Origin of the sequence: Pseudomonas sp. B7, assembly GCF_016735645.1 — a bacterium.
Lineage (GTDB): Bacteria > Pseudomonadota > Gammaproteobacteria > Pseudomonadales > Pseudomonadaceae > Aquipseudomonas > Aquipseudomonas glycinae.
Genome location: NZ_JAERRE010000007.1, coordinates 89174 through 110129 on the forward strand (window position 1 = coordinate 89174; position 20956 = coordinate 110129).

Sequence of the window (20956 nt, forward strand, 5' to 3'; positions counted from 1 at the left end):
ATGGATAACATGCAGCCCTTTACCCTGCGGAGCGACTCGGTTCACGGCCCGCAACGTCCGCCAATTCACAAGGAAAGAGAATGCGCCTTTCGCAATACAGCAAGGGACTGCGTGCCAGCGAAATTACCCCCCTCCTGCAGTTCTTCCTCTCAGGTATCCTCGCCGGCGAGGCCTGGGCCATCGGTCGGATCATTGGGGTTCTGTTAAACAAACATCTCGTGTCGTTGCAGCTGAATTTCTGGATCCTCGTGCTTACGACATTGGCTGTCGTCGCCTCATGTCTGATCTATGCCACCAGCCGAGGCGCCCTCGATACATCGTGCAAACTGATCAAAAGCTGCCGGCTCGACTTGCTGCTCGTCACGCTGCTCGGTTTTTACCTTTCGTTCAGCAGCGACGGGTTCGGCAACGAATTCTATGCAAAGCACCTGGAAAAGCTGAATTTCTCTCAACTCGCCTGCATGTCTGCTTCCCCAGTGCTCATCGCGTGGATGGCAATGATCAGAGCCTTCCTGCAGACGTTCAAGAAAGGCAAATCCCACACCTATTTCATTAGCGATCGTGTGATTGAGGAGTCTGAAGAGGATTTGCTGAACGTCAAGGAACAGGCCGACATCTTTGCCGAGCGTGTGCTCAATGGAGGCTCATCCGAAAGTCTGGTGTTCGGCATCGATGCACCTTGGGGTGCGGGAAAGTCGAGTTTCGTGAAGCTCTGCTGTAACTACTGGGAAAAGAAGGAGGGACAAAGCATCATCGTTCATCACTTTGAGCCCTTGCGCTATGAGGATGGCACTGACCTAACAGAGAAATTCGTCGACGATCTCATCAGCACCATTCAACAACATGTTTTCGCGCCGTCGTTACGCCCGCTATTCAAGCGTTACGAAAATCTGGTCAAGGACAAGAAGAAAACTTCTTTGCTTGATATAAAAACGACGTTCTCTCTCAACAATGACTCGATCGACGCTACCCTCGAGGAAATGGAGTATGTCTTAAACAACATCAACACCAGAATAATTGTAATCGTTGATGATCTCGACCGAATGCACTGGTCATCGGCCAAAAGCATTTTGTTTTCAATAAAACGCAGCTTCAGGCTTCCCAACATTAGCTACGTCATCTGCTATGACACCTCAAAGATAAATGTCACACCGGAAAACCCAGACTCCGAAAAGACCCAGGAATTCCTCGAAAAATTTATTAACATCAAAACGAGTATCTTCCTCGGCGCCCAAGACCTCACGGCCTTTGTGAAACGCTACTTTGATAGCGTACTGAGCAAAACATTGAACATTTCCAGTGACGGCGCTAAAGAACTCAATCTGCTATCCCGTGAACTGATCAATCTTTTCAACGACAAGGATTTTCCTCATTACACACCTTTCATCGGTGATATTCGAAAAATCAAGCGACTCATCAACACACTGGTACTACTGGACATCGACAAAGTCGACTTCCACAATAATGATTTCAACAAACGTGACCTCCTTCATCTGATCCTGATCCTCATCTACTCGCCATCAACATTCCGGAAGATCTATGAGAGCGAGACCAGCGGAAAGTCCGGCACGTTCAGCTGGATTCAACAAGGCAACAGTCTAAAAAACTCTGAGTTTTACGATTCCTTCAAAGCGAAGCTTTCCGAGACCTCAAGCATAAAGTTCCTGCTATCCAAGCTGTTCGACGCGCCGCCTGAGAGTGCCGACCACTTTCCAGAATCCGAGAAACGCTCAAGGGCAGTATTTCAGGACAAGCATCGACCTCTGGAAAAGCACCTCCATCTCATCGCCAAGCTTTCCAGACCTATTTCATGGGAATCCCATCGATTTCTCCTGAACAAGAAAGACGAACTGTTCAAGACCAACGCGATCAAGCCCTATCTCGATCAAATATCCGAGTTTCCACCTTTGGATAATGAGTCAGGGCTACATGAATTCTGGCGAATCGTGACAAGCCATAGCGGCGCTCTTGAAACAGACAAAGCCGTCACGATCATTGAGTACCTGATCGATACGTTGCCCAACTACTCCCTGCTCAACGGTGATGAACTCAATGAGTTTCGCAGCACCGCCGTCCGGTATATCGCGAAGCTCCTAGACGAGAACATCACTAGTTTGGAAAAAAGCTCCGTTCCACATCTTTCTCCGGCGGAGTCCGCCATCATCAAACTCGTGTATGGGGATGACAATGGAAGCATCGGGATCATCTCGAAGCTGGCCCCTCCAGAGCGCGGCGCGTTGGGCCTGCATGACCTGATGACATTTCGGCACCACTGCACGATTAAGACCAAGCGCGAACGACTTTGGCAAGCCCTTATACTGCACGGTAATGAAAGGACTTTATACTCAGATCGTGTAGAAGAGACGAAGGACCAGGCGCGAGAGATCAGTCAGTTCATATTCGGCCTGTTCAGGCGACAATACATCGAAAGCGGTAAGAACATTCTCGCCGAGATCGATTCCATAAATTCAATCGCCCTCTTCGGGCGCTATAAAACCATCCTCACCGAATCAAAAGACACCAAAATCTGGGAAGAAAAAGTCAATCGCAAGAAGCACGAAATAAAGGACACCATCACATCCAAACTTGGGAACTTAATCATCGATGATTTTGGGGTCTTCGACGAAAGCGGCCTTGAAGACAACCATGGCATCTCCAAAGCTTTTTCGGAGTATCTGTTTTCGATTTGCTTCGACCCGAAAAGCCCCAACGGCCTACTTCATTTCGCCGAATATCTATTGAACTTCGCAAACAACACGCTCCAAGACATCAACAATCCAGAGGATAAATCCGGTCTCTCGGCTCTCTTAAACAACCTCGACAATGAACAGCTTGAAAATTATTGGAAAAACAACCATGAGGCCATAAAAACCAGAACGGACGAAGAGAAAGACAGGGTGATCTACAAGACCTACTCGCAACCGACCTTCCATAGTGACCTGCGACTTGCTTTCCGCGCGCTGGACAGCCTGTTCCTGCCCGAGAAAACCGCCGGAGGAGAAACTCTGTAACCTGATCGAAATTCCGCAGCGCTACCGCACCTTGTAGCGCTGAAGATGATCACCCACCTTCGCAGCCGGCACCCTCTGCAACTTACACAACAATTCATGGGACAACTCGCTCACACCGTGTTTGTCCCGTAGCTCACCTGCCAAGTGCACCATCAGATTCGCCGCCATCTCCGCATCCGCCATCGCCCTGTGCGCCTGACCGGTATGCGGCAGTTGGGCAAAGGTCGTGAGCGTACCGAGCTTGTGGTTCGGCGCCGCCGGCATCAGGCGGCGGGCCAGCAGCAGCGAGCAGGCGAAGTTCTGCAAACGGGTGCGTTTGATCCGGCCCAGTTCGAAGTCCCAGAACTTCTGGTCGAACGCGGCGTTGTGCGCCAGCAGGGGTGTGCAGCCGACGAATTCGTTGACTTCGTTCATCACCTTTTCCGCCGAAGGCGCGGTGCGCAGCATGGCGTTGCTGATGCCGGTGAGTTGTTCGATGAAGGCCGGGATGCGGACGCCGGCGTTCATCAGGCTCTGGTAGCGCTCGACGATGCGGCCGTTTTCCAGCATGACCACGGCGATTTCCGTGGCCCGGCAGCTGCTGCTCGGCGAGATGCCGGTGGTTTCAAAGTCGATGACTGCAATGCGTTCCAAACCGGGTGGTACTCCGTCCAAATCAATGCTTGAGCTTGCGCTCAATTTTTCAACAGCAGCGCGCCTTCGATCGGCACGTAACGGCTGGCGGCGCGGATCAGCGAGTTGGCCGTCAGGCCGGGAACGCCGTAGGCCACCGCTTGCACGCCGTGTTTGTTGATGATGCGTTCGAGCAGCATGTCGAAATCGCCATCACCGGAGGCCAGGACGATTTCGTCGACGTGATCGGCGGCGTCCATGATGTCGAGGGTGATGCCCACGTCCCAGTCGCCCTTGGCCGAGCCGTCACTGCGCTGGATGTAGGGTTTGAGTTTTACGGTGAAACCGAGGTTGCGCAGGATCTGCTGGAACTGCTGCTGTTTGCTGTCGCCCCGGTCGATGGCATAGGCGTAGGCCTCGACGATCTGCCCGTGCTGGCTGACATCCGCCCACAGCGCCGCGTAGTTGAAGTGGCAACCATAGGCCTGACGCACGGTGTAGTAGAGGTTCTGCACATCGGCGAACACTGCGATTTTTTTCACCGGAGTTCCTGTGAGCGCTGACGCGCATGAGCCGGATCAGGCACCAGGCCCGAAAAAGGCGCTCAGTATGCCAGCCCGAAGGAAGGTTCCGCGAATAATCGGCCCGGGGCGCTCAGGCGCCCCGGACGAATGGTGAGTCAGACGAAGGAATCGTCGTCATCGAAGAACGATGAGTTGTCATCGCTGTAGTCGGTGTCGGTAAAGCCGCCCTGGTCATTACCGTAGGAGTCGTTGTTGGCCATGCGCTGATCATCACCCCAGCCGTTGTTGCTCTGGTCGTTGACTTGAGCCGGCTCTTCCTTGATGACTTCGACGATTTCTTCCGGCTGCTGGTTGTGATGGAACAGGCTGCTGATGCCTTGCGCCAGCATCACGCCACCGGCCACACCGGCCGCTGTTTTAAGGGCGCCGCCGAGGAAGCTGCTGCCCGCCGCCGGGGCCGCTTGTTGCTGGCCATAACCCGGTGGTGGCGCGCCGAAGTTCTGTTGCGGCGCGGGCGCACCGAAGTTCTGCTGCGGTGCCGGTTCACGCCAGCCGCCAGTGGAGGCCGGGGCGCTCTGGGTCGGTGCCGGGCGCGGGCTGCTGCCACCGAAGATGCTCGACAGGAAGCCGCCACCGCTGGAGGCCGGCAGCGCGCTCTGCGCCTTGGCCGACTGCAGTTCTGCCTGCAATTGCTTGACCTGTTGAGTCAGTTGTTTGTTTTGTTCGTCGAGGCTCTTGAGGGCAGCCTCCTGCACCAGAATCGCCTGGGTCATGAAATAACCTGCGGCCGGCTGGCGCGTCAGGTGTTCCTTGATCCGCGCCTCGGCCTGGGCGTCGCGCGGGGCTGCCTCCGTTTCGGCCTGTTGCAGCCGGGAAAACAGTCCATCGATCAGGGTTTGTTCTTCGCTGTTCATGGCGACCTCGTAGATTGCCGGGGATAACGTTGCCCTCCTCCACGTCGGAGAAGGCGCACCTCTGTAATGGAGGCAGCAACAGAATGTTTCAATGACCTTTACCGAACGTTTACGTTTGCGCAGCGAAACGGATCATCGGTTAAAGTGGGCCACTGTTTTTGACCTGCGATACCGACTGATGAATGCCTTCGATGTGCTGCGCGACTCCCTGTATTTCTTCAAACGCAATCTGGGCCGGATCGTCCAGTTGTGCCTGCCGCTGGTGATTGTCGAAGCCGTGCTGCAACAGGTGGTAGACCATGCCAGCGATCCGGACGGCTACTCGGCCATCAGCGTGATCGTCGGCCTGCTGGTGTATCCGCTGTACACCGCCGCGCTGATTCTTTTCCTCGATGCCCGCACCCGCGGCGAATCCCCGCAAACCCGCGATCTGCTGGCGATGGCCGCTCGTCTATGGCCGCGCTTCGCTCTGCTGACTGCACTGAACACGCTGTTGATCCTGCTCGGTCTTTCCCTGTACTTCCTGCCGGGGCTGTGGCTGATGGTCACTCTGGCCTTCGGTGAATATCTGCTGGTGCTGCGCGGTTACGGTCCGTTGCAGGCCATGAAGGAAAGCCTGCGCCTGAGCCGTGGGCATTTTCTGCGGATTCTGGTGTGCATTCTGTGTGTGATGGGGCCGCTGTGGCTGCTCAAGGGCCTGACTTTGCAGGTCTATCCCGATCCGCAGAATCCGTTGATTGCGGTGCTGATCGACAGCGGCCACAGCTTCCTGCAACTGTTCACCAGCGTGGTGCTGTTCCGCCTGTTCATGCTGATCAGCGAATTGCCCGACAAACGTGACGGAATAGTCTGACTGCACCGAGCTTGGGCTGATGGATGGGTCTCGGGTATGCTCGGGACCACTTCCGTATCGCTATAAGCCGAGCCATGACCCGTCTACTGCGCTACATCCTGTTGCCCGTACTGTTCGTCCTCGCCCTGATCGGCACGCTGATCTACAGCCTGACCTGGCGCCCCGACGCCCGGGAAACCCTGCCGGTCAGTTGCACCGGGCAACCGCCGATGCTGGTCCCCGGCCAGGCCCTGAAAGTCATGACTTGGAACGTGCAATACCTGGCCGGCAAGCGCTACGTGTTCTGGAATGACCTGGCGCAAGGCGACGACGAAGCCCCGACTCCGGAAGACATGGCGTTCAGCCTCGATGAAGTGGCGCGGGTGATCCGCGACGAACAGCCCGACGTGGTGCTGTTGCAGGAACTGGATGACGGCGCCAAGGCCAGCGACTATCAGAACCAGCTCAAGCTGTTGCAGGAACGCCTCACCGACCTCTACCCGTGCAGCGCCCACGCCTTCGACTGGAAGGCCGATTTCGTCCCGGATCCGCACATCTTCGGCAGCGTCGGCCGGCAACTCGCCACCCTCAGCCGCTACCGCATCGAACACGCCGAACGCCTGCAATTGCCGGTGCAGCCGGCGAATTTCATCAGCCGTCAGTTCCAGCCGAAAGATGCCCTGCTCGCCACCACCCTGCCGCTCAGCGATGGCGGGCAACTGGTGGTGTTCAACACCCATCTGGATCGCGCCACCCAACCGGACGACACCTTGCAGGCGCAGGTGACCGCGGTGGCAAAGGTTCTCGACAAACACGAAAGCCACGGCACGCCGTGGCTGATCGGCGGTGACTTCAACCTGTTGCCACTTGGCCAGTACCGGCGCCTGCCCACCGAGCAGCGCACGCCGTACTCCGCCGACAGTGCGCTGCATGTGCTGTGGGACAAGTACCCGATGATCCCGACCAACAACGAAGCCAGCGGCATCGACCGCGCCAAGTGGCTGACCCATTACCCCAACGACCCCGGCCTCAACGGCCCGGACCGCACGGTCGACTATCTGTTCTACAGCCCGAAGATCAAACGGGTCGAAGCCACGGTGCGGCAGGACGATACCTTGCGCATTTCCGATCATCTGCCGGTGATTGCCAAGTTCCTCCTGCCGCCCAACTGACCTCAATGAGTCTCTTCGAGATCATCGTGCAACAGCCCGAAGATCTGCCGCTTCATGTCGATGAATGAGCGCTCCATCACCATGTCCAGGGTGCGTGGGCGTTCGATCGGCACATCGAGAATCTGCTTGATCCGCCCAGGCCGCGCGCCCATCACATACACCCGGTCGCCAAGCAGGATCGCCTCGTCGATGTCGTGGGTGACGAACAGCACGGTCTTCTTGCTGTTGCCCCACACCCGTAACAACAGCTGCTGCATTTGCAGGCGGGTCTGGCTGTCGAGGGCGCCGAAGGGTTCGTCCATCAGCAGGATCTGCGGATCGTTGGCCAGTGCCCGGGCAATCGCCACCCGCTGCATCATGCCGCCGGAGAGCTGCTTGGCGTAGTTGTCGGCAAATCCCGACAGGCCGACTTCGTGCACATAGTGATCGACAATCTCCTTGCGCTTGGCCGCCGGCATGCCCCGGCGCTTGAGGCCGAACTCGACGTTCTGCCGCACCGTCAGCCACGGAAACAGCGTGTAGCTCTGGAACACCATCCCGCGATCCGCGCCGGGGCCCTGCACTTGCTGGCCGCCGACGTAGATTTCGCCGGAGGTCGGCTCGGCCAGGCCGGCAGTGAGGTACAGCAGGCTCGACTTGCCGCAGCCCGACGGCCCGACCAGTACCGCGAACTGCTGATCCGGCACCTCGAACGACACTTCTTCCAACGCGGTGAATGTACCGCCGCCGGGTTTGCTGTAGCGCAGGCTGACCTTGTCCACCTGCAACCTTGGCGCGGCGTGGGCCGGTGCGGCGACCGGCTCGATGAAACGACGGTTGGCAGCGGTTACTGAGCCCATGCGGCAATCCTCAAACGCAAGAAGCGGAACAGTTGATCGGTGACCAGGCCGAGCAGGCCGATGATCGCGATGGCGAGAAAAATCACATCGACCTGAAAGCCGCGCATGGCCTTGAGGCTCAAGTAACCGAGGCCACTGGACGCGGCGACCAGTTCGGCGACCACCAGATAGGTCCAGGCCCAGCCCATAGTCACCCGCAAGGTGTCGAGCACGCCGGGCAACGACGCCGGGGCGATCACATGCAGCACCGCGTCACGCCGGTTCGAGCCGAGGGTGTAGGAGGCGTTGATCAAGTCCTTGGAAATGCCTTTGGACACGTCCGCGATCATCACCAGTTGCTGGAAGAACACGCCGAAAATGATCACCGACACCCGCTGCTCCAGACCGATACCAATCCAGAGGATGAACAGTGGCACGAACGAGGTCACCGGCAGGTAGCGGATGAAATTGACCAGCGGTTCGAGGAACGCCTGGACGATGCGAAAACTGCCCATCAACAAACCCAGCGGCACCGCCACCAGCGACGACACGATGAAACCGACCATCACCACTTCGACACTGGCCCAGACATGCTGGCCAAGAGTGCCGTCGCGGCTCAGACGCACCGCCGCTTCAACCACCGCGCCGGGCGTCGGCAGGAACATCCCCGGCACGATGCCGCCGTAGGACAACCCGGCCCACAGGCCGACCAGCAACACCCAGGCCAGCCCGCTGGCGCTCCACACCACCGGCACCGGCAACCCGGTCTTCGGCGTGATGCAGCGGCTCAGCCATGAATTGCGCTTGAACATGAGTAGTCTCCTAGAGCGGGCTGACGAAACGGTTATCCACCAGATCGTCGTTGCTGACGTTGTAGGGCTTGCCCTGCAATTCGCTGGCGGTTTCGTTGGCCAGTTTGATCAGCGGTGCGCTGTCACCCGGCTTGCCCGGCGAGCCAAGGAGTTTTTCGCTCATGGCCTGATCGTAGAAGCGCACGCCCTGCGCAGCGGCGGCCAGTTCCTTTGGATCGGACAGGTAACCGCCGACACCCTTGGCCATGATTTCGTAGGCTTTCTGTGGATGGTCCTTGGTGAACTGCACCGCTTTGTAGAGACCGGCGACCAGCGCCTTGACGTCTTCCGGCTGCTTCTCGATCACCGTGCAATTGAGCGCCACCACATCGACGATCACCCCCGGCGTACTGCTACTGTCGATCAGCACCTTGCCCTGCTGCTTGTCGCGCACCATCGACAGATGCGGCTCCCAAGTCACGGCGGCCGGCACACGACCGGCGATGAACGCGGTGGCAGCATCGTCAGCGGTCATGTTCTGCACGGTGATGTCGCTCATCCTCATGCCGTTCTTTTTCAGCAGGTACGAGAGCCAGAACTGCGAGGTCGAGCCTTCGTTGACGGCCACGGCCTGGCCCTTGAGTTCTTGCAGGCTCTTCACGTTCTTGCCGACCAGCACACCGTCGCCGCCATGGCTGTCATCCAGCGCGGCCACGGCCTTGAAGCAGAACTGCGGGCGGTACTTGAGCACTTCGTCGATGGTCGAGGCCGAGCCGGACAATTGCCCGGATGCCTGGGCGGCCATGTACATCGACGCTTCTTCGACCACCGGCAATTCGACGGTCAGACCGTTTTCCTTGAAATAGCCCAGATCCTGAGCCAGATACAGGGTGCCGTAACCGACCCACGTGGTGTGGCCAATCGACAAGGTGCCGGCCTGGGCGGCGGTGACGGAAAGGGCGGAAATCGCCAGAGGACATGCAAGACGGGTAAACAAGGACTTGTTCATGGAGCACTCCCAACGCTGTTGATTTAGTTGTCATGGGCAGTACGGCCAGCCTCGTCGGCGCGGATGCACGCTGCGGTCTCTGCTGGACTCTGGCGGGCAATGCCTTGGCTGGCGAAATCGATGTTGACCCAGGCTTGGCGTAAGGAAAACGAGGAAATAGTTAGACGCGAACGATGAAAAAACTGGGTAGTGCGCACCGCGAAAGGGCGTGTCGGACGGGGGTGCCCGAGGTGGGTGCAAAGCTCAAAAAAATCGCAGCCGAAGGCTGCGATTGTTAGCGTTTCACACAGGTTTCAAATCAGAGCCGACCGTATTCCTGCGCGGTACGATCCAGCGCTTTCAACGTCTTGCCCACCAGTTCGTCAATCTCTTCACGACTGGCAATCAGCGCCGGCGCCATGATCATCCGCCCCAGTGTCGAGCGAATGATCACCCCCTCTTCAAAACCGATCGTGCGGCAGCGCCAGGCGATGTCGTTCTCATTGGCAAAGCGCTTGCGCGTGGCCTTGTCTTCGGCCAGTTGCAGCGCCGCGACCATGCCCGTGCCCTGGATATCGCCCACCAACGGGTGATTGCCGAACACCTCGCGCAGACACTGTTGCAGGTACGGGCCGATGTCATCCTTGACCCGCGTCACCACGCCTTCATCGCGCAGCGCCTTGAGGTTGGCAATCGCCACCGCCGCCGCCACCGGGTGCCCGGAATAGGTCAGACCGTGGGCGAACACACCGCCCTGCTCCACCAGCACGTCGGCCATTTTCTTCGACAGGATCAGCCCGCCCATGGGGATGTAACCGGAGGTCAAGCCCTTGGCGATGGACAGGGTGTCCGGCTCGAAACCGAAGTATTCGTGGGCGAACCATTCGCCAGTGCGACCGAAGCCACCGATCACTTCATCGGCGCACAGCAGCACGTCGTATTGGCGGCAGATGCGCTGGATTTCCGGCCAGTAGCTTTCCGGCGGGAAGATCATCCCGCCCGCGCCCTGGAACGGTTCGGCGATGAACCCGGCGACCTTGTCGGCGCCCAGTTCGAGGATCTTCGCTTCCAGTTGCTGCGCCGCCCGCAGACCGAATTCCGCCGGGGTCAGATTGCCTTCGTGGGCGAAGAAGTACGGCTCGTCGATGTGCGCGATGTCGGGAATCATCCCGCCCATTTCGTGCATGAACTTCATGCCGCCGAGGGCCGTCGCGGCCAGGGTCGAACCGTGATAGCCGTTCCAGCGGCCGATCATGATTTTCTTCTCGGGCTTGCCCAGCACCTGCCAGTAACGGCGTACGGTACGGATCAGCACCTCGTTGGCCTCGGAGCCGGAGTTGGTGTAGATCGCGTGGCTGTAGTGCCCCGGCAGCAGGCTGAACAGCAGCTCGGAGAGCTCGATCACCTGCGGGTGGGTGGTGTGGAAAAACATGTTGTAGTACGGCAACTGCTCCAGTTGCCGGCTCGCGGCGGCGTTCAGATCCTTGCGCCCGTAGCCGAGGTTGGTGCACCACAGCCCGGACATGCCGTCGAGGTAGCGCCGACCGTCGTTGTCCCACAGATGCAGGCGATCACCACGCACCATCACCCGTGGGCCTTCGTCGTTGAGGGCTTTCTGGTCGACGAACGCATGAATGTGGTGCGCTGCATCGGCGGCCTGGTAGTCGCGGGTTTCACGTGAGGTGGTCATCGCCGGATCTCCTTTCTTGTTGTGAGCGGCTGTCATGAGCGCAGTTGAAACCAGGTGGTTTTCAACTGGGTGTATTTGTCGAACGAGTGCAGCGACAGATCGCGGCCGAAACCCGATTGCTTGCCACCGCCGAACGGCACGGTCACGTCCAGCGCATCGACGCTGTTGACCGACACCGTACCGGCTCGCAATTGCCGCGCCACCCGGTGCGCGCGGTGCAGATCATCGGTCCACAGCGACGCCGCCAGACCGTAGACGCTGTCGTTGGCCAGGTGCAAGGCGTGGGCCTCGTCATCGAACGGAATAACCGCCAGCACCGGGCCGAACACTTCTTCGCGAAACAGGGTCATGTGCGGCTGCACGTCGGTGAAAATCGTCGGCTGAACGAAGTTGTCCGAACCGTTGAAACTTAGCTGCCGCCCGCCGCAGACGCGGGTCGCGCCTTCACGCTCGGCCTGGTGGATGAAGCGCAGAATGCTTTCGGTCTGACGGGTGTCGACAATCGCCCCGGCCGCACTCGCCGGGTCCAGCGGATCGCCCGGCTGCCAGCGTTCGGCCTGAGCCTTCAGTCGCTCGACGAACTCGTCATGAATCGAGCGCTCCACCAGCAACCGCGAGTTGGCCGAGCAGACTTCGCCCTGATTGAAGAAGATCCCGAACGCGGCTTTCTGCGCCGCCAGATCCAGATCCTGGCAGTCGGCGAACACCAGGTTGGCGCTCTTGCCGCCGCACTCCAGCCACACCTGCTTGAGGTTCGACTGCGCGGAATACTGCATGAAATATTTGCCGACCTGGGTCGAGCCGGTGAACACCAGGCAATCGACATCCGGGTGCAAGCCCAAGGCTTTGCCGGTCTGTTCGCCGAGCCCCGGCAGCACGTTCAACACACCGGCCGGCAGCCCGGCTTCAAGCGCCAGCTCGGCCAGGCGCAATGCAGAGAATGGTGATTGCTCGGCGGGTTTGAGAATCACCGAGTTGCCCGCCGCCAGCGCCGGCGCGAGTTTCCACGCGGCCATGTCCAACGGGAAATTCCAAGGCACCACCGCAGCGACCACGCCCAGCGCTTCGCGGGTGATGGTCGCCAGCACATTCGAGGCGCTTGGCGCGACCTGATCGTAGAGTTTGTCGAGGCTTTCGGCGTACCAGCGGAACACCCCGGCGGCGCCCGGCACGTCGATGTTGTAAGCGTCCATCACCGGTTTGCCCATGTTCAGCGAATCGAGCAGCGCCAGCTCTTCGCGATGGGCCAGAATCAGATCCGCCAGCCGCAGCAGCACTTGCTTGCGCTCGGTCGGTGAACGCCCGGCCCAGGTGCCGGCCTCGAACACCTGCCGCGCATTCTGCACCGCCGCATCGACGTCTTCTTCACCGCACGCGGCGACGTTTGCCAGCAGCTGGCCGGTGGCCGGGTTGATCGCGGCAAAGGTCTGCCCCGACTGCGCCGCACGCAATTTGCCGTCGATCACGGCCTGGTACGGATAGCTCAATTCAGCGGCCTTGCGCTGCCAGTCTGCAAGCTCGAACACGGTGGTTGCTCCTTGGACTTTTATTCTTTTGAGAACAGTGCGGGGTCGATAGTCGCTCAGGCCCGTGCGCGCTAAAACCAGTAAAAATGTCTTCGCAGACAATAAAAAAGGTAACCAGCCGATGGCCCCTTCGCGCGCGTATGGGGCTATTGTTCAGGGACAAAAAAACCGCCGACAGAACGGAGGCCGGCGGCTTACAAATTGCTTGGATGTGAAATCCGTTCGCTTTGAGGTTCACCGTGGCCGCTTACAACCTGCGTCAGTTGAAATACTTCATCACCACCGTCGAATGCGGCAGCGTCGCCGAAGCGTCGCGCAAGCTGTACATCGCGCAACCGGCGATTTCCACGGCGATCAAGGGGCTGGAAGACAGCTTCGGCGTGCAACTGCTGATCCGTCATCACGCTCAGGGCGTGTCGCTGACACCGAGCGGCGCGCGGTTCTTCCGCAAGGCTCAGGAACTGCTGCGCATGGCCAAGGAGTTCGAACAGAACGCCCTCGCCGACAACGACGTGGTGGCCGGGCAGATCGATATCGGCTGTTTCGAAACCGTCGCGCCGCTGTACCTGCCGCAGTTGATTGCGGGCTTCTCGGCGCTGTATCCGGGGGTGAAGATCCGCATCCGCGACGGCGAACAACAGGAACTGGTGCAAGGCCTGACCTCGGGCACCTTCGACTTGGCAATCCTCTACAAACACGACCTCGATGCCACCATCGAAACCGAACCGCTGATGCCGGCCCAACGGCCTTATGCCCTGCTCCCGGCAGATCACCGCTTCGCCCAGCTCAAGCAGGTTTCGCTGCGGGACTTGTGCCTGGAACCGATGATCCTGCTCGACGTGCAACCGAGCCGCACCTACTTCGTCAGCCTGTTCGAAGAACTCGGCCTGTCGCCGCGCATCGAGTTCAGCTCGCCGTCGATCGAAATGGTGCGCGGCATGGTCGGCCAAGGTTTCGGCTTCTCGATCCTGGTCACCCGCCCGCATTCGGAATGCACCTACGACGGCAAGAAAGTCGTGTGCGTCGACATCGTCGAAGATGTCACCGGGTCAGGTCTGGTGGCGGCGTGGCTCAAACGTGGACAACTGACCAAACCGGCGCAGTTGTTTGCCGATTATTGTCGGGAGCAGCTGACCGCGAAGGCCAGCCGCTGACTCTCACGTACCGCGCGGTTTGGCTCGTGCGGTGGCTTCAGCCACCAGCGGATCATCCGGCCAGTAATGCTTCGGATAGCGCCCCTTCAGATCCTTCTTCACCTCGGCATAGGTGCTGCGCCAGAAGTTGGCCAGATCCTGCGTCACCTGCACCGGGCGCCGTGCGGGCGACAGCAGGTGCAGCTTGACCACCTGCCGACCGCCGGCGATGCGCGGTGTGTCGGCGAGGCCGAACAGCTCCTGCAAACGCACGGCGAGAATCGGTGGTTGCTCGCTGTAGTCGAGGCGAATCGACGAGCCTGACGGCACGCTCAGGTGATGGGGCGCCTGTTCATCAAGCTGTTGCGGCAGTGGCCAAGGCAGCAGATTACGCACGATACTCGACAGGTCGAGGTTGGCGAAATGGCTGAGGCGCGAGACTTTGCCCAGGTAAGGCATCAGCCAGTCTTCGAGTGTTTTCAGCAACGTTGCGTCGCTGACATCCGGCCATTGGCTGTCGCCCTTGGCGTCCAGGTCGAGCTGACGCAGCAACGCGACTCGCGCCTGCCACTGGCGCAGTTCCGGGGTCCACGGCAGCAGCTCCAGCCCCTTGCGCCGCACCAGATTGACCAGTGCCTGACTGCGGGCGTTTTCGTCGAGACCGGTCAGCGGCTCGCGGCTGAGGATCAGTTCGCCGACCTTGCGCTGACGCTCGGCGCGCAGCACGCCTTCGCGTTCGTCCCAGTCCAGTTGATCGACGTTGTGCACCTGTTCCGCCAGCACCGAATCGAACAGCGCCGGATCGAAATCCGCCGCCAGATAAATCCGCTCTTCACGCTGACCTTGGCGACTGCCGAGGTCGGCGATGACGATCCACGGTTCCTTCATCAGGCTGTCGGGTTCGGCGAACAGCGCGGCGCGGCCGTTGGCCAGTCGATATTCGGCGCCACCGGCCCGCCGCTGCTGGGCGACGCGGTCCGGGTAGGCCAGCGCCAGCAGCGCGCCGAGCCAGCGTGGATGATCCGGGTCGGCGACCGGTTCGCTGGCCTTACCGCGCAGGTAGCCGTGATACTGCCGCGCCAGTTGCCGGGCACGCTGCACGCCGCCCTGAGCACCGCGGGCCGCGCGTTCTTCGCCGGACAGCAGCACCAGACGACTGTGCAGATCCGCCCCCGCACCGCGCAAAATGTCGCGCTCGCCGAGCAACGCGGCAACATCACAAGCCATGTTCGACAGCCCCAGAGCCTGACCGCGCAACAGCAAATGAGCGATGCGCGGGTGCGCCGGCAATTCAGCCATGGCCTGACCGTGGCGATTCAGGCTTTCACCGTCCAGCGCACCGAGGCGCTGCAACAGATCCTGAGCCTGTGCATAAGCGGCCGCTGGCGGCACATCCAGCCAGATCAAATCACTCGGCGCCACGCCCCAGCGCCCGAGTTGCAACGCCAGCCCTGCGAGATCCGCCGAAAGGATTTCCGCACTGCCATAAGCCGCGAGTTGTTCATGCTGATCCTGCGACCACAGGCGATAACACACGCCCGGTTCCAGACGCCCGGCCCGGCCGGCACGCTGGGTAGCGCTGGCTTTGGAGATGCGTTGGGTGTCGAGGCGGGTCATGCCGCTGCCGGGGTCGAAACGCGGCACCCGCGCCAGCCCGGCGTCGATCACCACGCGCACGCCGTTGATGGTCAGGCTGGTCTCGGCGATGTTGGTGGCCAGCACCACTTTGCGCTGGCCGGCCGGCGCCGGGTCGATGGCGGCACGCTGGGCATTCAGGTCGAGTTCGCCATGCAACGGGCAGAGCATCACGTCGCTGCGCTCACCAATGGCGTCCGCCAGTTGCTGATGAACCCGCCGGATTTCCGCCTGCCCCGGCAGGAACACCAGCAGGCTGCCGGTTTCATCGTGCAGCGCTTCGAGCACCGTTTGCGTGACACGTTGATCGATGTATTCGCCGGGCTGAAACGGCCGGCCCCAGCGCATCGTCACCGGGAACATCCGGCCCTCGCTGCGCAGGATTGGCGCGTTGTCGAGCAAACCGGCCAGACGTTCGCCTTCAAGGGTGGCGGACATCAGCAGAATCTTCAGCGGTTGTTCAGCTCGAAACAGCTCGCGACCGTTCAGACTGAGGGCCAGCGCCAGATCGGCGTCGAGGCTGCGTTCGTGAAATTCGTCGAAGATCAGCAGACCCACGCCTTCCAGTGCCGGGTCGTCCTGCAAACGCCGGGTGAGGATGCCTTCGGTGACCACTTCGATGCGGGTGTTGGGGCCAACCTTGCTGTCGAGGCGGATGCGATAACCGACGGTTTCACCGACCTTCTCGCCCAGCTCGCTGGCCAGCCGTTCCGCCGCTGCGCGCGCGGCCAGTCGACGCGGTTCGAGCATGAGAATGGTCTGCCCGTTCAGCCATGCTTCATTGAGCAGGGCCAAGGGCACGCGGGTGGTTTTACCGGCGCCGGGCGGTGCTTCGAGCACGGCTTCGTGGCGTGTCGCCAACGCTTCACGCAGGGCGGGTAAAACTTCGTCGATCGGCAAAGAAATCATGCTGGCTCCCAAACAGAGCGGCGAGTATAACGGCGAACTGCTGAGCGTTCGTCAGGGTCTTAACTTCACACGATGACGCTTCGTTAACAGATGACTCAGGAGATTCCCATGCGCTTACCTTTTCGCCTGATCGGCGGTGTACTGGTTGCCACCCTGCTCACTCAGATCACCGCGTGCGGTTCGATTTTCTATCCCGACCGGCGCGGCCAGATCGACGGCAAGATCGACCCGGCGATCGCCGTGCTCGATGCCGTGGGCCTGCTGTTCTATATCCTTCCGGGCGTGATCGCGTTTGCCGTGGACTTTGCCACCGGCGCGATCTATTTCGAACCGGGCCACACGGCGCAAGTTGATCCGGCCAGGCTCAAGCAAGCCATCGGCCCGGACGGCCAAGTCGATAACCTCAAGTTGCAGGCTATTCTCGAAACGGAGCTGGGCCGCAATCTGCCGCTGGACGACCCGCGCCTGATCCAGCACAAGGGCAGCACCCAGCAACTGGCGATGTTCGGCCTGCAACCTGCCGCATAAGGAATTGACGCACCCATGACCACAAGCCCCGAACACGCCCGCCTGCTGCGGCTGGCGACCCGCGCCTCGGTGGCGGTGGCCTGTACGCTGATCATCGCCAAAGCCATCGCCTGGTGGCTGAGCGGTTCGGTGAGCATGCTCGCCGGCCTCACCGACTCGGCCCTCGATGGCATCGCTTCGTTGCTCAATCTGCTGGCGGTGCATTACGCGCTGCGCCCGGCGGATGACGATCACCGTTATGGCCACGGCAAGGCTGAATCCCTGGCGGGCATGGCCCAGGCGCTGTTCATTGGCGGCAGTGCGCTGCTGATCGCGTTTCAGGCTTATGAGCGTCTGAAGAATCCCGAGCCCCTCGGCGCGCCGTGGCTGAGCATCGGGGTGATCGTGTTTTCCCTGGTGCTGACGGCGGCGCTGCTGATGTTGCAGCATCGGGTCATCAAGCAGACCGGCTCCAACGCCGTGCGGGCGGATTCGCTGCATTACCGTTCGGACCTGTTGCTCAACGGCAGCATTCTGATTGCGCTGGTGTTGGCCGGTTTGGGTTTCGAGCAGCTGGATGCGTGGTTTGGTCTGGGGATCGCGGCATACATTCTGTGGAGCGCAATCCAGATCGCCCGGGAAAGTTTTTCGGTGCTGATGGATGAAGAGCTGCCGACGGATGTCAGTCAGCACATGCTCGAACTGGCGTGCGGCGTACCGGGCGTGTTGGGCGCGCATGATTTGCGTACGCGGATTTCCGGCAATCACTGGTTCGTGCAGTTGCACCTGGAGCTGCCGGGGGAGCTGACGCTGTCAGTGGCTCACGGCATCAGCGATCAGGCGGCGGATGCCATTCACAAAGCCTACCCACGGGCCGAAGTGCTGGTGCACGCCGACCCGCAGGAAGTGGTCAAAGCCGCTCGGGCTCAGTAGTTGACCTGATAACCGCGACTGCTCAGGCAATTGCCCTGGGCCTGGCGGTAGGCCTGCACCACTTCGGGCGCCGGCTGGTAGGTCGCGGTGCGCGGATTGAAGCCGCTTTGCTGCACCGCGTACTGATAGCACTCGTAACCATCGCGCTGAACCTGCTCCGGTGACTGACCGTTGGCCGGATAGGCTTCCACGTCATAACCATTGCCGGTCGGCTGCGATGGCTGCTGCACCGGCGGCTCGACCACCACGTAATCCTGGGTCGCTTCCTGATAGGCGTAGTACGAGCCGGCGGCGAGGAACAGCAGCGAACCGCCGATCCACACTTCACGGGCGTAATCCGGCAGGTACTGGATGCGAATCCCGCGCGGCGGCTGAACCACTATGTAGCGCGGGCCTTGTGGGCGATACCAGTAGCCGCCGGAGTAGAAGTAGTCCTGGCCGCGATAGGGCACGCGGTAGTCACGATCCGGGAAACGGTCGATCACATGGCCCGGCCGGTACTGCGGGCCGGGGCCCCAACCGTTGCCATGCCCATCGGGACGACCCGGCCAGCGGTTGTCGTTGGGGCGGTTGCCGGTCTGCCAGTTCTGGTGATAACCGTTCTGCGGGCGCTCGTCGCGGTAGTAACCCTGACGAGGTTCCTGGGTCTGGCGCACGGTGTCGGGGCGCGGCTGGATCGGCAGGTCATTGGCCGGCAGTTGCGGCGGCGGTGGCGGCTGGCGCACCGGGTTGGGGTTGTACGCCGGACGTGGCTGGTTCTGCCACTGGCCGTTGTTCGGTTGCCCGTGGTTCTGCTGACCGTTGTGCTCGAACTGGCGGCTGTTGTCGCCACGAATGATGTCGTTGTTCTGCCGCTGCGGATTGTTCTGACCGTGCGGCTGATTGCCGCCACCATGGCCCTGATTGCTGCCCTGATGCTCCGGCCCGCGTCCGCCGCCGTCGGGGCCGCGATTCTGCGGCTCATCCGCCAGCGCTTGCGCACCGACACTCACACACAGCAAACCAACACTGGCCAGACGCCAGATGCGCGACTTCATGGAATTCCTCACTGCGGACCAAGGCCTGAAATTAAGAGGGCGTGTAGCTAAGACCGGGGATGGACACACCGGGTTCTGCTACAGGTTATCAGTCACGTCATTTATTTATTGAGCGAGATGGGCCAAATCGCGGGCAAGAAAAAAGGGAGACCCGTCGGCCTCCCTTCTAGAGAACTTCGTCCTGGCTCGACGCTTTTGACGTCGGCTCACCTCACGCCGTCTTCTGGACAGTGTGCAGCTCGGGGGCCGGCACAACCCCGGTGGGGGTGGCGGCCGCGGCGGGCCGGATTGGGCGGGCCGCAGTGGACTGTGTTACCGAGCAGTGATTCTGGTGATAAGAATAGGCCCGGAGCCGCGACAGATGATTGCGAAGATTGCTCAAATAAACATCACTTGCGCAATTTTTAACCCTGGATAGATAATCCGCCGCAATAGTTAAGACAAAGGACCGTTTGATGAGCAAACTCGACCGTTACGACCTGAGTATTTTGGCGGAATTGCAGCGCGACGCCCGCATCTCCAACCAGGAACTGGCCGAGCGCATCGGTCTGTCGCCCTCCCCGTGCTCGCGCCGGGTCAAGCAACTGGAGGACGACGGTTACATCTCCCGTCAGGTCGCCCTGCTCGATCGCAAGATGCTCGGCCTTAGCCTGACCGCCTACGTGCTGATCGGCATGGACCGGCACACGCCGGAGCGTTTCGAGAATTTCGAAGCGGCGATCCGCACCTTGCCGCAAGTGCTGGAATGCAGCCTGGTGACTGGCGTGGATGCCGACTATCAGCTGAAAGTGGTGGTGCCGGACATGGATCACTATCAGAAGCTGCTGCTGGGGCATCTGACCCGGATCGAAGGCGTAACCAGCGTGCGCTCGAGTTTTGTGCTGAATCAGGTGCTCAACAGCACCGAACTGCCGCTGACTCATCTGCGCAGCTGAAATCGACGAATGACTGCGGCACACCGACGCAGGTCAATGCTGCGTCGTTCACCGCTGGCGTATACTCCCGGCCGCCCTTTCAGCCGCGCAGCGCCGGAGATGCCCGATGGATCCAGCAGTATTTGAAGAGTGGATGATGACCGGTCTGGTTAGCATCCTGATCATTTTCATGGGTTTCATCGTCTGGGATCTGGCGAAGAAGTCCAAGGCCGGACGCTTCGGCTCGTTCATTCTGTTCTTCGTGCTGGGCCTGGGCGTGGCCGCGTTCATCATCAAAAGCGTGGTGATCGGCCTGATCGAATCCGGCGCCTTATAAGCGCGCCGGCACTTCTTTCCACTGGCCCTGATCGAGCCCTTCGATCGTCCAGTCACCAATCCTGACCCGCACCAGCCGCAACGTCGGCAGCCCGACCGCCGCCGTCATCCGCCGCACCTGGCGGTTGCGCCCTTCGCGAATCACCAGTTCCAGCCAGGTTGTCGGAATCGTTGCGCGAAAGCGCACCGGTGGATTGCGCGGCCACAGTTCGGGCTCGTCCAGTTGCCTCGCTTGCGCGGGCAAGGTCATGCCGTCATTCAATTCAACGCCGTCACGCAGACGCTGCAACTGCTCGGCCGTAGGCAGGCCTTCGACCTGCACCCAATAGGTTTTCGCCAGTTTGTGCCTGGGGTCGGCGATCCGCGCCTGCAACTGACCGTCGTTGGTCAGCAGCAGCAAACCCTCGCTGTCGCGGTCCAGCCGTCCGGCCGGGTAAATACCCGGAATGTCGATGTAATCCTTGAGCGTCGCCCGCCCTTCACCGTCGCTGAATTGCGTCAGCACATCGAACGGTTTGTTGAACAGGATCAGCTTCGGCTCAGCGGGCGGTGCCTTGGCGACACGGCGCGGGGCTGAAGAAGCTGGCTTCGCGCCGGGGCGGCGGGAAGGCGGACGTTGGGGACGGGACATAAGAGAGAAGACATTTAGCGATCAGGGCTGACAATGCTAGTGC

At 60.5% G+C, this 20956-nt stretch carries 19 protein-coding genes; 8 read left to right on the forward strand and 11 right to left on the reverse strand.

Going from position 1 to position 20956, the window contains the following annotated elements:
• Positions 1-80: 80 nt before the first annotated feature.
• Positions 81-3011 carry a P-loop NTPase fold protein gene (locus tag JKA62_RS16845; RefSeq protein ID WP_011336062.1) on the forward strand — a complete coding sequence of 977 codons (2931 nt, stop codon included), beginning with the start codon at positions 81-83 and terminating at the stop codon, positions 3009-3011.
• 21 nt (positions 3012-3032) lie between these two features.
• Here the strand turns inward: JKA62_RS16845 and JKA62_RS16850 are convergent, their stop codons facing one another.
• The 3 genes from JKA62_RS16850 to JKA62_RS16860 form a co-directional block, all read right to left on the reverse strand.
• Positions 3033-3644: a 3'-5' exonuclease gene (locus JKA62_RS16850; protein ID WP_011336063.1), complete on the reverse strand. Its 612-nt coding sequence runs from the start codon at positions 3642-3644 to the stop codon at positions 3033-3035.
• Positions 3645-3685: 41 nt separating this feature from the next.
• Positions 3686-4165, reverse strand: a complete 480-nt coding sequence (locus JKA62_RS16855) for an NYN domain-containing protein (RefSeq protein ID WP_007958730.1) — start codon at positions 4163-4165, stop codon at positions 3686-3688.
• Between the two features lie 137 nt (positions 4166-4302).
• Positions 4303-5061: a DUF2076 domain-containing protein gene (locus tag JKA62_RS16860; protein ID WP_011336064.1), complete on the reverse strand. Its 759-nt coding sequence runs from the start codon at positions 5059-5061 to the stop codon at positions 4303-4305.
• A 178-nt stretch (positions 5062-5239) separates the two neighbouring features.
• Between JKA62_RS16860 and JKA62_RS16865 the strand changes: the two genes are divergently transcribed.
• A complete protein-coding gene (locus JKA62_RS16865; protein WP_218189661.1) occupies positions 5240-5914 on the forward strand; it encodes a YciC family protein in 675 nt (224 codons plus the stop codon).
• Positions 5915-5988: 74 nt separating this feature from the next.
• Positions 5989-7065 carry an endonuclease/exonuclease/phosphatase family protein gene (locus tag JKA62_RS16870; protein ID WP_041475435.1) on the forward strand — a complete coding sequence of 359 codons (1077 nt, stop codon included), beginning with the start codon at positions 5989-5991 and terminating at the stop codon, positions 7063-7065.
• A 2-nt stretch (positions 7066-7067) separates the two neighbouring features.
• Here the strand turns inward: JKA62_RS16870 and JKA62_RS16875 are convergent, their stop codons facing one another.
• The 5 genes from JKA62_RS16875 to JKA62_RS16895 all read right to left on the reverse strand — a co-directional run bounded on the left by JKA62_RS16875 (position 7068) and on the right by JKA62_RS16895 (position 12878).
• Positions 7068-7904 (reverse strand): ABC transporter ATP-binding protein, encoded by an 837-nt coding sequence (locus JKA62_RS16875; protein ID WP_011336067.1) that lies wholly within the window; start codon positions 7902-7904, stop codon positions 7068-7070.
• Positions 7892-8695 carry an ABC transporter permease gene (locus tag JKA62_RS16880; protein ID WP_007958721.1) on the reverse strand — a complete coding sequence of 268 codons (804 nt, stop codon included), beginning with the start codon at positions 8693-8695 and terminating at the stop codon, positions 7892-7894. The genes JKA62_RS16875 and JKA62_RS16880 overlap by 13 nt, the downstream gene beginning before the upstream one ends.
• 10 nt (positions 8696-8705) lie before the next feature.
• Positions 8706-9683, reverse strand: coding sequence for an ABC transporter substrate-binding protein (locus JKA62_RS16885; protein ID WP_201818737.1), 978 nt, complete (start codon positions 9681-9683; stop codon positions 8706-8708).
• A 298-nt stretch (positions 9684-9981) separates the two neighbouring features.
• Positions 9982-11352, reverse strand: coding sequence for an aspartate aminotransferase family protein (locus JKA62_RS16890; RefSeq protein WP_011336069.1), 1371 nt, complete (start codon positions 11350-11352; stop codon positions 9982-9984).
• Between the two features lie 32 nt (positions 11353-11384).
• On the reverse strand, positions 11385-12878 hold the full coding sequence (locus JKA62_RS16895; protein ID WP_011336070.1) for an aldehyde dehydrogenase: 1494 nt from the start codon (positions 12876-12878) through the stop codon (positions 11385-11387).
• Between the two features lie 239 nt (positions 12879-13117).
• Between JKA62_RS16895 and JKA62_RS16900 the strand changes: the two genes are divergently transcribed.
• A complete protein-coding gene (locus JKA62_RS16900) occupies positions 13118-14032 on the forward strand; it encodes a LysR family transcriptional regulator (RefSeq protein ID WP_007958716.1) in 915 nt (304 codons plus the stop codon).
• Positions 14033-14035: 3 nt separating this feature from the next.
• Here the strand turns inward: JKA62_RS16900 and hrpB are convergent, their stop codons facing one another.
• Positions 14036-16555, reverse strand: a complete 2520-nt coding sequence (hrpB, locus tag JKA62_RS16905; RefSeq protein WP_011336071.1) for an ATP-dependent helicase HrpB — start codon at positions 16553-16555, stop codon at positions 14036-14038.
• A 108-nt stretch (positions 16556-16663) separates the two neighbouring features.
• Between hrpB and JKA62_RS16910 the strand changes: the two genes are divergently transcribed.
• Both JKA62_RS16910 and JKA62_RS16915 read left to right on the forward strand, forming a co-directional pair.
• Complete coding sequence (locus JKA62_RS16910; RefSeq protein WP_011336072.1) at positions 16664-17083, forward strand: hypothetical protein; 420 nt, start codon at positions 16664-16666, stop codon at positions 17081-17083.
• Between the two features lie 15 nt (positions 17084-17098).
• Entirely contained in the window at positions 17099-17995 is an 897-nt protein-coding gene (locus JKA62_RS16915) for a cation diffusion facilitator family transporter (RefSeq protein WP_011336073.1), read from the forward strand.
• On the opposite strand, the gene JKA62_RS16920 is transcribed toward JKA62_RS16915, so the two are convergent.
• The gene (locus tag JKA62_RS16920; protein ID WP_011336074.1) at positions 17989-19032 is read right to left on the reverse strand and encodes a DUF6515 family protein; all 1044 of its coding nucleotides are present in this window, start codon (positions 19030-19032) and stop codon (positions 17989-17991) included. The two genes, JKA62_RS16915 and JKA62_RS16920, sit on opposite strands and share 7 nt — an antisense overlap.
• Before the next feature lie 455 nt (positions 19033-19487).
• Here JKA62_RS16920 and JKA62_RS16925 point away from each other — a divergent pair, with 455 nt between their 5' ends.
• Both JKA62_RS16925 and JKA62_RS16930 read left to right on the forward strand, forming a co-directional pair.
• Positions 19488-19967, forward strand: coding sequence for an Lrp/AsnC family transcriptional regulator (locus tag JKA62_RS16925; protein WP_007909658.1), 480 nt, complete (start codon positions 19488-19490; stop codon positions 19965-19967).
• Between the two features lie 106 nt (positions 19968-20073).
• Complete coding sequence (locus JKA62_RS16930) at positions 20074-20283, forward strand: DUF2788 domain-containing protein (protein WP_003228500.1); 210 nt, start codon at positions 20074-20076, stop codon at positions 20281-20283.
• On the opposite strand, the gene JKA62_RS16935 is transcribed toward JKA62_RS16930, so the two are convergent.
• Positions 20278-20913: a pseudouridine synthase gene (locus JKA62_RS16935; protein WP_236676572.1), complete on the reverse strand. Its 636-nt coding sequence runs from the start codon at positions 20911-20913 to the stop codon at positions 20278-20280. The genes JKA62_RS16930 and JKA62_RS16935 overlap by 6 nt on opposite strands.
• Positions 20914-20956 lie beyond the last annotated feature (43 nt).